At 59.8% G+C, this 13,187-nt stretch carries 12 protein-coding genes; 4 read left to right on the top strand and 8 right to left on the bottom strand.

The genetic code is table 11. The features are described from left to right. Positions 1–54: 54 nt before the first annotated feature. Positions 55–708: a response regulator gene (locus BDB13_RS07080; RefSeq protein ID WP_094271017.1), complete on the bottom strand. Its 654-nt coding sequence runs from the start codon at positions 706–708 to the stop codon at positions 55–57. A 49-nt stretch (positions 709–757) separates the two neighbouring features. After that, on the bottom strand, positions 758–1,891 hold the full coding sequence (locus BDB13_RS07075; protein WP_169633824.1) for a sensor histidine kinase: 1,134 nt from the start codon (positions 1,889–1,891) through the stop codon (positions 758–760). Between the two features lie 247 nt (positions 1,892–2,138). Here BDB13_RS07075 and BDB13_RS07070 point away from each other — a divergent pair, with 247 nt between their 5' ends. Together BDB13_RS07070 and BDB13_RS07065 are read left to right on the top strand one after the other, a co-directional pair. Then, positions 2,139–2,654, top strand: coding sequence for a DUF4352 domain-containing protein (locus BDB13_RS07070; RefSeq protein ID WP_094271016.1), 516 nt, complete (start codon positions 2,139–2,141; stop codon positions 2,652–2,654). Beyond that, positions 2,651–3,133, top strand: a complete 483-nt coding sequence (locus tag BDB13_RS07065) for a hypothetical protein (RefSeq protein WP_094271015.1) — start codon at positions 2,651–2,653, stop codon at positions 3,131–3,133. Before BDB13_RS07070 ends, BDB13_RS07065 begins: the two co-directional genes overlap by 4 nt. Here BDB13_RS07065 and BDB13_RS07060 read toward each other — a convergent pair. Next, positions 3,108–3,542: an OsmC family peroxiredoxin gene (locus BDB13_RS07060; RefSeq protein ID WP_094271014.1), complete on the bottom strand. Its 435-nt coding sequence runs from the start codon at positions 3,540–3,542 to the stop codon at positions 3,108–3,110. The genes BDB13_RS07065 and BDB13_RS07060 overlap by 26 nt on opposite strands. A gap of 64 nt (positions 3,543–3,606) precedes the next feature. Then, on the bottom strand, positions 3,607–4,818 hold the full coding sequence (locus tag BDB13_RS07055; protein ID WP_094274736.1) for a TetR/AcrR family transcriptional regulator: 1,212 nt from the start codon (positions 4,816–4,818) through the stop codon (positions 3,607–3,609). A gap of 240 nt (positions 4,819–5,058) precedes the next feature. Here BDB13_RS07055 and BDB13_RS07050 point away from each other — a divergent pair, with 240 nt between their 5' ends. Then, the gene (locus tag BDB13_RS07050) at positions 5,059–5,835 is read left to right on the top strand and encodes an enoyl-CoA hydratase (RefSeq protein ID WP_094271013.1); all 777 of its coding nucleotides are present in this window, start codon (positions 5,059–5,061) and stop codon (positions 5,833–5,835) included. A 20-nt stretch (positions 5,836–5,855) separates the two neighbouring features. Next, positions 5,856–7,445, top strand: a complete 1,590-nt coding sequence (fadD5, locus tag BDB13_RS07045) for a fatty-acid--CoA ligase FadD5 (RefSeq protein ID WP_094271012.1) — start codon at positions 5,856–5,858, stop codon at positions 7,443–7,445. A gap of 65 nt (positions 7,446–7,510) precedes the next feature. Here the strand turns inward: fadD5 and BDB13_RS07040 are convergent, their stop codons facing one another. From BDB13_RS07040 to BDB13_RS07025, 4 genes are all read right to left on the bottom strand, one after another. Then, the gene (locus BDB13_RS07040; RefSeq protein ID WP_094271011.1) at positions 7,511–7,990 is read right to left on the bottom strand and encodes a nucleoside deaminase; all 480 of its coding nucleotides are present in this window, start codon (positions 7,988–7,990) and stop codon (positions 7,511–7,513) included. Positions 7,991–8,073: 83 nt separating this feature from the next. Continuing rightward, the gene (locus BDB13_RS07035; protein WP_094271010.1) at positions 8,074–10,617 is read right to left on the bottom strand and encodes an ATP-dependent Clp protease ATP-binding subunit; all 2,544 of its coding nucleotides are present in this window, start codon (positions 10,615–10,617) and stop codon (positions 8,074–8,076) included. 392 nt (positions 10,618–11,009) lie between these two features. Then, positions 11,010–11,957, bottom strand: coding sequence for an esterase/lipase family protein (locus BDB13_RS07030; protein WP_094271009.1), 948 nt, complete (start codon positions 11,955–11,957; stop codon positions 11,010–11,012). 116 nt (positions 11,958–12,073) lie between these two features. Next, positions 12,074–12,412 (bottom strand): histone-like nucleoid-structuring protein Lsr2, encoded by a 339-nt coding sequence (locus BDB13_RS07025; protein ID WP_094271008.1) that lies wholly within the window; start codon positions 12,410–12,412, stop codon positions 12,074–12,076. Positions 12,413–13,187 lie beyond the last annotated feature (775 nt).

The following is a 13,187-nucleotide window of genomic DNA, read 5'->3' as shown; positions in this document are numbered from 1 at the left end:
TTTGATCAGTCACCGAAGGTGCAACAACACAAACGGGTCCGATTAATCCCGACATCAGGTGACCAGGCCACATCGGTACGCAACCAACGACGCACTCACCCGGTTGTTCACTCCGAGTTTCGAGAACAACGACGAGATGTGCGACTTGATCGTGGTCTCACCGAGGTACATGCGCGCCGCAATATCGCTGTTCCCCAGACCTGTGGCCAACTCTGCCAGAACCTCGCGCTCACGGTCGGTGAGGACCGACAAAGCCGCCTGATCCGGAACCTGCTGACGTGGAGCAGACGCCACGATCGCTCGAAGCGAATCCCGACTGAACAAGGCGTGATCCGACGCAACGACGCGTACAGCCTGCTGAAAGTCTTCTGGTGCACCGTCTTTCCGCATAAAACTGTGCGCTCCGGCCTCCACCGCCTCGACTACGACGCCATCCACGTCGAATGCCGTCATCGCAATGACCTTGGGCGGATTAGGCATGGACATCAGCTCACGCGTCGCCTCCAAACCACCGACACGCGTCATCTTGAGATCCATCAGCACGACGTGAGGGCGAAATCGAGTGACCTTGGCAGCAACCTGGTCTCCGTCCTCGGCCTCGGCAACCACCACGATGTCCGGAGCGGCCTCGAGGATGTCTTTCATCCCGCGCCGAACCCAGGCGTCGTTGTCGACAATCAGCACCGTAATGCGCGAGTCTGTGTTCATGGTGCGCTCAGATTACCGAGCGCCACCGACAGATCCAGACACAGAAGGGCTACGCGAACCAGGGCACCCAGCAACTGACCACGAAATCGGGACCGACAACGCCGGCCTCGACCTTTCCGCCGATCTCTCGTGCCTGCTCGGCCAAACCTCTCAGTCCCGACCGCGAACCGACCTTCGTCATCGCCGGCAGATCGCTGAGCCTGTTCCGTGCCATGATCCGAATGCCGTCATGCGGTGATCCCGTGACAGAGATGACCAGAGCCTGGTCACTGGCGTACTTCTGCGCATTCGTGAGCGCTTCCTGCACAACGCGATAACAAACGTGTCCGGCCAACATGCCCACGTCACCGGGAAGCAATTCGGTTTCGAGGCGGCAATGGATTCCGGCGGCCCGCGCTCCGTTGACCAGGTCGCCGACGGCGTCGATGCCCTGATGCCCGCTTCGAGCACCTCGATCACCGGTTCCGCGAAGCACTCCCACGATGCTTTTGAGTTCGTCCAACGCCTCATGTGCCGTCGTCCGAATCATTGCCGCCGTGTTGACCACCTTCTCGGGATTGTCAGCGGCACTGACTTGCAGTCCGCCCGCGAACAACGAGATTCGACTCAAACTGGCCGCGATGGTGTCGTGCATGTCGCGGGCAATGCGCGTTCTTTCCTCGGTGCGAATCATCTCGTCACGCATGACATCGGTTTTCTCGGTAGCCAAATCACGGACGTGCTCTGCCTCGACAAGCGCCGATTTGGTTCGGACGAGTAGTGACAGCGCGAGAACGACGCCGACCATTACTGCTGCGACAAGCCACGGAATCCAGATTGCCAAGTTGTACTGCTCGAGCTCCGTGCCGTCTTTCGGCATGGCAGTTCCCAGAGTGAGTGCCGAGTACTCCCGATCGCGAAAAGCGTCGTAAGTCAACGAGATTCCACACACCACATAGACCGCCACCCCGGCAGCAATCAGCCGCGGCCCGCGGGCGAAGCGAGCAACTGTGAACAATGCGATCAGTGCGGCAGTTGCATCGGTTACGAAGAACAGAGGCCCCACCAACGTGATTGCGAGAACTTCCCAGGGACGCTGATGGCGCCAGATGAGAGCGATCCCGCCGGTCACGCTCAAGACAAATCCGATACCGATATTCCACGGTGGCATATTTCCCGACGACCCGGCAATGCTCACTGTCATGAGCGAACAGAAGATGCTCAAGGAGACGGCGGCAGTTGTCCATACGCGTCGCCGCACAGTACTTCCTCGGGTAGTGATCACCGAGTAAGCGTATCTACTGCCACCGACGACTCGAATCAACCGAAAGGACCCCCGACGCGCAAGAACACCGACCGAAAGGAGGAGCCGACCCGATCATTCGGCCGACGCGCCAGGCACCCGCAACACCGTTGACTAGTGCCATACCCACTCTCGAAAGGCGCACATCATGCGATCCCTCCGCACTCCCCTCGTTATCCTGGCCGTCGGCGCAGCACTGTTCGCGACCATCGCTTCGGGCGAATCCAACGAAGCAAAGAAGGCCGAAGGCGGCGGATCATCGTCGGCGCCCGCTTCGACATTCGGAGTCGGCGACGTCGTCGACCTCGGAGACTGGCGCGTCCAGGTACACGGCGTTGTCGACCCGTACGTCTCGACAAACCAGTTCCTGGCCCCGGATCCCGGAAATCGCTACGTCGTGATCGACACAGAGGTGACCAATAACAACGACAAGCCCGAGACTGTGTCCTCGGTGATGTGCTTCGAACTACAGGACAGCGCGAACAAGTCCTACAACATGACCATCACCGACAGCAGTACGTCCACCGTCGACGGCGAACTCGCCCCCGGAGCAGCCAAGCGCGGCGAACTGTCCTATGAGGTCCCCGAGGCAGCTACGGGCCTGCGCCTGCAGTTCAAGTGCGACCTGTTGTCGTCCGGTTCGGCAACCATCAACCTCTCGTGAACCGCCCAGGCGATCTGCTGCTGCGACCGTTGGTACTCATCTCCGTCGCCGTAGTCCTGATCAACGATCACGTACTCAAAGATGCGTTCGGGAATGTGTTGACCGGGAAGCTCTCCGATATCGCCGGAGTATTCCTGTTCCCGATCCTGCTACTTTCCGTATTGGAAGTTGCTCGCCGAACTTTAGTAGGCACCGCAGCGATCGCCTGGTCTGTCGCTGTCACCGGAATCGGCTTCGCTGCTGTGAAACTGATTCCGGTGGTTGGCGACGCGTATGAATACACGATCGGATTTCTCCGTTGGGCGGCAAAGGGATTCAGCGGTGATTTCGCGCCGATCCTCGTCTACCGGGACCCCTCGGATCTCTGGGTACTCCCGATCCTGATCGCGAGCTATTTCGTGATCACGCGAAACCGTACTCGAGCGCCGGAGGGGGCGCTCGAGTACGGAACCGTTAATCCAGTGCCGCGTCCAGCGTGATCTCGACGCCCGTCAGGGCCTTACTGACCGGGCATGTTTCCTTCGCTGCCTGCGCAACTTTCGCGAATGCGTCCGCGTCGAGACCGTCGACCTCGGCGCGGACGGTGAGCGTGATGCCGGTGAGCTTGAAGCCGACGGTGTCGGGGCCCAGCGAAACATCGGCGGTGATGTCGAGACTCTGCGGAGTTCCGCCGGCCTCAGCGATCAGCGCCGACAACTGCATTGCGTAGCAGGAGGAATGCGCTGCTGCGATCAGTTCCTCAGGACTTGTAGTGCCGCCGGCTTCGTCGGCAGCACGTTTGGGAAATGAGACGTTGAAGGTCGCGGCCCCGGAACTGGTGAGTTCGACCTGCCCGGACCCGGCTTCGAGTGTGCCGTTCCAGGCGGTGCGTGCGGTACGAGTTGGCATTGGGTGTCCCTGCTTCCGTCGACGGATGGATCGGTGAACGCCTTGCCGTTCAAACCTACCCACTTCAGCCGAGCAACGTCGCGCACAACAATGCCGAGACTCGTTCCGCTTCCGAGAAGCCAACGATGCGACCTACGTCGAACACCAGTCCCAATGCCGCGTGAACAAGGAATCTCGCTTGCACCACCGTCAATTCGGGCCTCGCTTCGACGCACAGGTGCGCCCACTCTTCGATGTTGAGTCGCTGAATCTTGCGCAATTCCGCACGTGCATCATCGGGCAAGTTTCCGATTTCCGCGAAATACACGGCGAGTAACTCACTCTGAGCGAAGAAGACAGCGACGTACCTCTCGGCAAGGGTGTGGGCTGCCTGCAGCGGGGTCTCCGATTCTGCCAACGCCGAACCCAAAGTCACGTTCAGTCGATCAGACGCACGATGGAATGCCGCAGCAAGAAGATCTGCCTTACTCGGAAAGTACCGGTACACACTCGAAGCGGTGATGCCGGCAGCAGTTCCGATTTCCTCGATACTGACCTCGTGATAACCGCGTTCGTAGAAGAGAAGTACCGCTTCATGAAGCAGTACTTCACGTTTCGACGTTCGGACAAGTCCCGGAATCTGCTTCATTATTTTCGTGGAATCGGCCGAAGGCGCGATCTGCGATAGATCGATATCGATAACCGACCAGCACACGGAGAGCATCAATGCTTCGATCTGTTTGGGCGGCAACGCCGACCGATGTGCCGTGACACTTCCGATCACACTCAGGACGGCTAATGTGACGAGGTCGAGGTGTGCACGATCGAGTTCCGGACGGACCGTCGACAATGGGTCCGCTATCCGTTGACGTAACGCAAGCACCTCGAGGCGCAGATTCTCGCGATCCGCCTTTTCCAGATAGCGGCCTTCCCATCGATAGAGTCCGCCCCGACGCCGATTCTCGAGGGTGACGCCGATGACCGCAACCATCACGGCTTGCAACTGTTCGCGTGGATCGTCACGCGCGCACCGTGCCGCATCAGTCGCGTCGAGCAACGCCCGGGACAGGTTCTCTACCGCGTGGACGAACAACGCGTACTTGTTGGGGAAATGGCGATACAGCGCCGGACCGGACACTCCGACCGCCGACGCAATATCGTCGATACCGACCGCGTGGTAGCCGCGTTCGCTGAAAGCCTCGGCCGCAACGGCCGCGATCTGCGCCTTGCGATCCTTCGGTCGGGTACGTGGAGCGGATTCACCACCACCTACAGCGACGCGCGTCCGTGTGGGCATGTATCCCTCCATCCGTTCAGCAACCGTACTCATTTTCTCCGAACACCCTTGACAGGCTCACTCAGGGTGTTATGTTAACCGACATTCGCACAAGTCTTGCAGAAAAGTCCACCACCGAAGTCAACACCACCGGCACGAGTTTCGGCTTGCACCAACGGAACACCTTCGATCAGACCGACCGTAAGAAAGTAGCTGTGAGCTGATGATTCGCATGTTTTGCAAAACCCGTTCCGGTTCGGCATGACGACCGCCACGGCCGGCCTGCTGTCGGAACTCCACAACGGCGTCCTGCGATTGACGTTCAACCGCCCCGAGCGCATGAACGCGATCGACCTGGAAACGATGAACGCGCTTGCCGACGCCATTGCCGGTGCCGACAACAACCCTGACGTTCGCACCATCGTCATCACCGGAACCGGACGTGCCTTCTGCACCGGAGCCGACCTCGCGGCTGCCGCGATGAATCCGGCCGATCCCCATGTCGTCATGGACTCTGCAAACGCCGTGATCCGCGCTATCACGAGCACCGCAGTACCAGTGATAGCCGCAGTCAACGGCCCGGCCGCCGGCGTGGGCGTCTCCATAGCTCTTGCCGCAGACCTGACGTACGCCGCCGAAAGTGCGTACTTCCTTCTGTCATTCGTCAACATCGGACTGATGCCCGACGGCGGCGCCAGCGCCTTGGTACCTGCAGCCATCGGACGAGCCCGGGCCGCCGAGATGTTCCTACTCGGCGAAAGGGTGTCGGCCGAGAATGCAGAACATTTCGGCCTCGTCTCTCGAACGCTTCCCGACGATCAATTCGCGGCCCACATCGAAGCCATCGCGACGCGTACCTCGAAAGCACCTCGACTCGCTCTCGAACTCACAAAAGCTGCCCTCAATGCCGCGACACTCGACCGCATCGATACAGCCTTGGAACTCGAAAAGACTGGTCAAGTAGAACTTCTTGTCAGCGCCGACTTTGCCGAGGGCGCAACAGCAATGCTCCAGAAACGCGCACCGAACTTCAAGTGATTCAAGAGAGGAAACCGTACATGGCCTCCATCGATACAGCGTCCGAGGTACAGCGTTTGCGACGTACCAACTGGAACAACCAAGTCGCTCACCACGCGCAGATGATTCCTGATCACACCGCATTGCGATTCCTCGGTGATTCCATCTCCTGGAGCACACTGAGCGAACGCGTCGACAAACTTGCCGACGCCCTCTCCCGGCGCGGCGTCAGCTTCGGCGACCGCGTCTTGATCCTGATGCTCAACCGCCCCGAATACCTCGAGGTAGTGCTTGCCACCAATGCGTTGGGCGCGATCGCAGTACCGGTGAACTTCCGTCTCACCCCGCCCGAGGTCACCTATCTGGTCAACGACTCGGGATCCAAAGTCATTGTCGCAGAAGGACCGCTCGCTCCACTAGCTGCCGCAGCGCGCGCTGCCTCCGATGGTATCGACATCTCCATCACCGTCGGAGCGCCGGCCGAAGGTGACAGCCTCACATACGAGGACTTGATCGCCGAGACCGGAGACAGCCACATCCCTCGCGACATCCCCGATGACACACCGGCACTCATCATGTACACCTCGGGAACCACTGGGCGTCCGAAGGGTTCGGTGCTCTCGCACTCCAATCTCGCGTCGCAGTCGTTGACCTGCATCCGCGCATTCCATCTGTTCAAAGAGGATTCCATCGGATTCTGCGCGACGCCGATGTTCCATATCGCGGCCCTCGGATCCATCGCTCCCAGCCTGCAATTGGGCACTGCCACTGTTATCCACCCGCTCGGGGCTTTCGACCCGGGTGCACTTCTCGACGTTCTCGAAGCCGAGAAGGTCACCAGCCTGTTCCTCGTTCCGGTTCAGTGGCAGGCGGTGTGTGCCGTCCAAAAGGCGCAACCCCGCGCATTGTCACTGAAGAACATTTCCTGGGGCGCGGCGCCGTCATCGGACACGATCCTGCGTGCAATGGCGGAATCTTTCCCCGATGCGTTCAACGTCGCGGTCTTCGGCCAAACCGAAATGTCACCTATCACTTGCGTTCTCGACGGTGAAGACGCAATTCGCAAACTCGGATCCGTGGGACGTGTCATCCCGACGATCTCGGCGCGTGTTGTCGACGAGAACATGGACGACGTCGCCCCCGGAGAGATCGGCGAGATCGTCTACCGCGGCCCGACGATGATGAGCGAGTACTGGAACAACCCGCAAGCCACTGCCGACGCTTTCACCGGCGGATGGTTCCACTCCGGCGATCTGGTTCGTGTCGACGACGAAGGCTTTGTGTACGTCGTGGACCGCAAGAAGGACATGATCATCTCCGGCGGTGAGAACATCTACTGCGCCGAGGTCGAGAATGCTCTCTACGAACACGACTTGATTGTCGAAGCCGCAGTTGTCGGGCGCTCCGACGCCAAGTGGGGCGAAGTGCCCGTAGCGATTATCGCCATGGCACCCGGCGCCAGCGCTGATCTGACAATCGAAGAACTCGGCACGTTCCTCGACGATCGCTTGGCCCGCTACAAGCATCCCAAGGACATCGTTGTAGTGGAAGCCCTGCCGCGCAATGCAAGTGGCAAGGTAGTCAAGGGTGAACTGCGCGAGAAGGTTCGATCAGTCGACGCAGTTTCCTGATTCTCACTGAACAAGCCTGACGGGCGGCGCCTCATCGAGGTGCCGCCCGTAGATCGTCCGAAACATCAAACGCTGCGCGAGTGCAGCGTGTGATGTAGTTCGCGAACCTGTGGCAGCAATTCTGAAATCGGACCTTCCACAGGAACATTCGGGGCAACCTCGTTGATCGACAGAGACTTCACCGGCGCCGGCGGCACTCCCCACTCCGCCAACCATTCACCGAGTTGCGCGGCAGAACAGATATATACGATCCTGCCCAGTCCCACCCAGGCATGAGCGGCCGCACACATCGGGCAGTGCTCACCGGAGGTGAATACCGTTGCGGTGGAACGCTCTTCCGGCGTCAAGTACTGAGCAGCCCATCTGGCCAATTCGAATTCCGGATGGCGGGTACTGTCTCCACCGGCAATCCGGTTTCGATCCTCAGCGAGAAAAGTTCCGTCAGCAGCAGCGAGGACGGACCCGAACGGCTCGTCGCCGGCATCCAAGGCCTCCGTTGCCAATTCGACGCAACGACGAAGATGCCCCATGTCGATATCGTTCATTTCCTTCTGCCCCTCCACTTTCAAATACACGAACGGGCGGCACCCAATGGGTACCGCCCGTTCTCGTTAGTGCTCTGTACTACTTACTCTGCAGCGCTTTCACTCTCGCCGGCCTTGGACAGCTCGATCGGCGGCGCGTCCGGCACATCGATCGGCTTCTTGGTAGGCGTGAACGTGAACTTCGCGTCCTCGCCCGAGCCTTCGCCGTCCCAGCCTTCGACGTCGACGAGCACGATGTGCCCGGGTCCGATCTCTCCGAAGAGGATCTTCTCCGACATCTGGTCCTCGATCTCACGCTGGATGGTGCGACGCAGCGGCCGCGCACCCAGTACCGGATCGAATCCGCGCTTGGCCAGTAGCGACTTGGCCTTGTCGGTGACCTCCATGGTCATGTCCTTGTTCTTGAGTGCCTTCTCGACACGAGCAAGCATCAGGTCCACCATCTGAACGATCTGCTCGTTCGTGAGCTGATGGAACACGACGATGTCGTCGATACGGTTCAAGAATTCCGGACGGAAATGCTTCTTCAGCTCGTCGTGCACCTTGAGCTTCATACGCTCGTAGTTCGATCCGCTACCCGAGCCCGAACTGAAGCCCAGGCCGACAGCCTTGGAGATGTCGGACGTACCGAGGTTGGACGTGAAGATCAGCACCGTGTTCTTGAAGTCGACGGTACGACCCTGACCGTCGGTGAGACGGCCGTCCTCGAGCACCTGCAGGAGCGTGTTGTAGATCTCCTGGTGTGCCTTCTCGATCTCGTCGAACAGCACCACGGAGAACGGCTTGCGACGGACCTTCTCGGTGAGCTGGCCGCCCTCTTCGTATCCGACGTACCCGGGAGGGGCACCGAACAGACGCGAAGCGGTGAAGCGGTCGTGGAACTCGCCCATGTCGATCTGGATCAGAGCGTCGTCGTCACCGAACAAGAAGTTGGCGAGCGACTTCGCCAGCTCCGTCTTACCGACACCCGACGGGCCGGCGAAGATGAACGAGCCCGAGGGACGCTTGGGATCCTTCAGACCTGCACGGGTACGACGGATCGCCTTGGAGACAGACCTGACGGCCTCTTCCTGTCCGATGATCCGCTTGTGCAGTTCGTCTTCCATGCGGAGCAGACGCGTGGTCTCCTCCTCGGTGAGCTTGAAGACGGGGATGCCGGTCCAGTTGCCCAGAACCTCGGCGATCTGCTCGTCGTCGACCTCGGCGATGACGTCCAGGTCGCCCGCACGCCACTGCTTCTCACGCTCTGCGCGCTGAGCGACGAGGGTCTTCTCCTTGTCGCGCAGGTTCGCAGCCTTCTCGAAGTCCTGCGCGTCGATCGCAGATTCCTTCTCGCGACGCGCGTCGGCGATGCGATCGTCGAATTCGCGCAGGTCCGGCGGTGCAGTCATCCGACGGATGCGCATTCGCGCGCCCGCCTCGTCGATGAGGTCGATCGCCTTGTCCGGCAAGAAGCGGTCGTTGATGTAGCGGTCCGCCAGCGTCGCAGCTGCAACGAGTGCACCGTCAGTGATGGATACGCGGTGGTGAGCCTCGTAGCGATCACGAAGACCCTTGAGGATCTCGATGGTGTGCTCGACGGTGGGCTCGCCCACCTGCACGGGCTGGAAACGACGCTCGAGAGCAGCATCCTTCTCGATGTACTTGCGGTACTCGTCGAGAGTGGTGGCACCGATAGTCTGCAGCTCACCGCGGGCCAGCTTGGGCTTGAGGATGGAGGCCGCGTCGATAGCGCCCTCGGCCGCGCCCGCACCGACAAGAGTGTGCAGCTCGTCGATGAACAGGATGATGTCGCCGCGAGTGTTGATCTCCTTGAGAACCTTCTTGAGGCGCTCTTCGAAGTCACCGCGGTAACGGCTGCCGGCCACGAGCGACCCGAGGTCGAGCGTGTACAGCTGCTTGTCCTTGAGGGTCTCGGGGACCTCGCCGTTGACGATTGCCTGAGCCAGGCCCTCGACCACAGCGGTCTTACCGACACCGGGTTCACCGATGAGAACCGGGTTGTTCTTGGTACGACGCGAGAGAACCTGCATGACACGCTCGATTTCCTTCGAGCGGCCGATGACCGGATCCAGCTTGCCTTCGAGGGCAGCTTGCGTCAGGTTGCGACCGAACTGGTCGAGCACCAGCGAGGTGGACGGCGTGCCGGCCTCTCCGCGAGTGCCACCGGTTTCGGTGGGCTCCTTGCCCTGGTAGCCCGACAACAGCTGAATGACCTGCTGGCGGACGCGGTTGAGATCGGCACCGAGCTTGACCAGAACCTGAGCTGCGACGCCCTCACCCTCGCGGATGAGACCGAGCAGAATGTGCTCCGTGCCGATGTAGTTGTGTCCGAGCTGCAGCGCCTCGCGCAGACTCAGCTCCAGGACCTTCTTGGCACGCGGAGTAAAGGGGATGTGACCGGACGGAGCCTGCTGGCCCTGGCCGATAATCTCCTCGACCTGGCTGCGGACTCCCTCGAGGGAGATACCCAACGACTCCAACGACTTGGCGGCAACACCTTCGCCCTCGTGAATGAGGCCGAGGAGGATGTGCTCCGTACCGATGTAGTTGTGGTTGAGCATCCTGGCTTCTTCTTGAGCCAGGACAACAACGCGCCGCGCGCGATCGGTGAACCTCTCGAACATCGCTCTCCCTCACACTCTCCGGCGGGCAGGTTCGAGACCGGATGTCTCGTCCCTGGTCGCCGCGTTTCGCTCCGGCACTACAGACTGATCGCCTCGCCGGTCAGCGGACATGACGTCCACGAATCGACTTAGGTTGCACGACCCCACTTATTACTCTAGTGGGCGCGAAGTCCACCTGCTGCTCCTCCACCCGATTGGCAGGGGATACCGGCTTGCTTACATTCCATAACGTCGCAGCTCCGGCAATCGTTTCCCGGTTCCTGTACGCCTGAAGCGAACAGGTGCGCAAGGCGAGTTCAAGACCAGTTGAGCCGATTATCGGGAGCGGCATCGTCGGTACGCATGAGGAATCGTCGGTTCCCGGCGCCGGTCAAACGACTCTCACTGGAAACTCAACCCACAATGGGCCAGACCGGATTGCACGGTACCGGTCGCGGGTGCGCAGGATCGAGCGCGTTGAGAGCAAAGGTCGCAGCTCGCAGCGACGCGGCAATCGCGAGGTGATCGGAGATGTCCTGCTCGCAACTGTCCTGCACAACGATATTTGTTGCATTCGGTCCTGGTTCCAGACCGTTTGTGTACGGAAGGACCAGTTCGTCGTAGCGCGTCGTGATGTTGGTGTATCGAACACCGGGCGCATAAACGCCACCGGCGCGAAGAGCCTCGATGAAGTCCGAACCCGCCCCCATGTTCAGGCAGGCTTTACAGATGGGGAACCCTGCCTGCGCCGTCTCGGATACTCCGAGATCACGCAGAGTACGACCGATGCTTACCTGCTCGTTCCCGAGCGTTCCTTTCCACAGCGGCGCCACCGAGACTACGTTGTCCACCTTGCCTGCACCGCCGAGAGACTTTGCGTAATAGCCACTGATGATCGTGCCCTGGGAGTGGCCGATCAGGTCAACTTTTTCGGCACCGGTGGCCGCTAGAACTTGATCGACAAAACTCGACAATTGTTCTGCACTGGAGGAAATTTCCTGCATCGCACCGATAGCCGACAGCGGCCAGGGCTGATCGGGAAAATTGCCGTAGGTCAATGCGAAAACGCAGTAGCCCTCATTGGCAAGCAACGGCGCGTAGGTAGCCCAGTTGGTCTGACGATTACCACCCGTACCATGCACGAGCACAACAGGATTGGGATGTGCCGCAGTCGGCTTGCATGAAAAGTCATTCGATCCCGGAGCAGATCCACCCGGATTACCCAACTCCAGTGGAACGCCGGCAAGAAATGCATTGGGAACAGGCAAGGGGGCCTGCGCCGACGCCACCGACGTCGAAACCGTCCCGACGAGCATTGCCGCGGCAAGGACCGCTCCCCCGAAAAAACCGATTCTGCGCACGATCGACTCCTCTGATGACAGATGCGAACGGACGCGACGCTAACAAACCGACACCTGCCCGCATGGCGTTTCGAGGAAGTGAGTCCGAAATCTGCCCAGTCGACGCTTGTATCTACTCAGATTGCGTTCTCGTAGGCCTTGCGCACTTCGATCGAGATGCGACCGCGCGGAGCCATCACATAGCCGGCGGTCTTTGCCCACTCACGAATGTTCGCACTCTCATCCCGTTCGGAAATCGGACGATACTTCGAAGTCGCACCGTTGGCCCCCTTGCGCGCATCAGACTTGCGTGCGTGAGAAATCCACGCGCTCAACATATCTCGCAGTTCCGCAGCATGCGCCGACGTCAGATCGATTTCGTATCCGACCCCGTCGATCGAGAATTCGACAGTCTCGTCAGCCTGCGAGCCCTTGTCGAGATCATCGACCAATGTGACGACAACTTTCTTCGCCATGACCCCGTCCCCACTAGTTGTAAAAATGCTTGTCAAGCTGCGACGTTAACACTTGGACGAACGTCCTGTCTGCTTTATGCAGGATCCTGTTCCGACCCAATTGTCCGCGTTTCACTGAGAAACATATTTTGGCCGCCGCTCATCGAGGTGCGTTCGATACCTCACCGAGTCCGCTCGACCGAGCATGTTGAAACCATCGCGCCGGAATGAGCAGTGATTCAACCATCGGCGCCTCGAGAACTTTGCAAGGATGTTGTTCGAACGAACTCGGCGACCTCTAGCCGACAGAATTCGTGCGGGCACATCAGGGGGTGATGCGCGAACAGGGGAAATATGGCAGACAACGACGCAAGAAAAGTATCTCTACCGGGCGATACTCAACATCGGAGGCGCCATCGTCGGACTCTACGCCTTCGTCTTCATCACGGGCCACATCGGAAACTCACGCATCGACGATGTCCCCAGCCCTGAAACACTCGAATCAGCCTTAGCACCAGGAACATACGCGAGCTTGATGCCGACAACACCTCCACTTCCACTACCACCAGGATTCCCGTCGATGAGCCAACCTCCACCGGTGATTCACGTCGAACCCGGCCAACCCCAACCCATTACCACCAAATTCGGCCTCACCTACGACATTCCACCAGGTTGGCGAAATATCGCTCGATCTGTCGCTGGATGGAACACCAAAGACGAACCAATCACGGTAGGTGCCATCGGACAATACGGATACAACTACTGCGCGGATATCAAAGGCAGCACACTAGCGATG

The sequence above is a fragment of the Rhodococcus sp. OK302 genome (assembly GCF_002245895.1).
Lineage (GTDB): Bacteria > Actinomycetota > Actinomycetes > Mycobacteriales > Mycobacteriaceae > Rhodococcus_F.
This window is presented reverse-complemented; position numbering and strand designations above follow the sequence as displayed.

What these genes read in the sequence shown, in the direction of transcription:
- BDB13_RS07025 (WP_094271008.1), bottom strand. Translation starts at nt 12,412, where the DNA reads ATGGCGAAGAAAGTTGTCGTCACATTGGTCGATGATCTCGACAAGGGC.
- fadD5 (WP_094271012.1), top strand. Translation starts at nt 5,856, where the DNA reads ATGGCCTCCATCGATACAGCGTCCGAGGTACAGCGTTTGCGACGTACC.
- BDB13_RS07055 (WP_094274736.1), bottom strand. Translation starts at nt 4,818, where the DNA reads ATGCCCACACGGACGCGCGTCGCTGTAGGTGGTGGTGAATCCGCTCCA.
- BDB13_RS07080 (WP_094271017.1), bottom strand. Translation starts at nt 708, where the DNA reads ATGAACACAGACTCGCGCATTACGGTGCTGATTGTCGACAACGACGCC.
- BDB13_RS07075 (WP_169633824.1), bottom strand. Translation starts at nt 1,891, where the DNA reads ATGACAGTGAGCATTGCCGGGTCGTCGGGAAATATGCCACCGTGGAAT.
- BDB13_RS07060 (WP_094271014.1), bottom strand. Translation starts at nt 3,542, where the DNA reads ATGCCAACTCGTACCGCACGCACCGCCTGGAACGGCACACTCGAAGCC.
- BDB13_RS07040 (WP_094271011.1), bottom strand. Translation starts at nt 7,990, where the DNA reads ATGAACGATATCGACATGGGGCATCTTCGTCGTTGCGTCGAATTGGCA.
- BDB13_RS07035 (WP_094271010.1), bottom strand. Translation starts at nt 10,617, where the DNA reads ATGTTCGAGAGGTTCACCGATCGCGCGCGGCGCGTTGTTGTCCTGGCT.
- BDB13_RS07050 (WP_094271013.1), top strand. Translation starts at nt 5,059, where the DNA reads ATGACGACCGCCACGGCCGGCCTGCTGTCGGAACTCCACAACGGCGTC.
- BDB13_RS07070 (WP_094271016.1), top strand. Translation starts at nt 2,139, where the DNA reads ATGCGATCCCTCCGCACTCCCCTCGTTATCCTGGCCGTCGGCGCAGCA.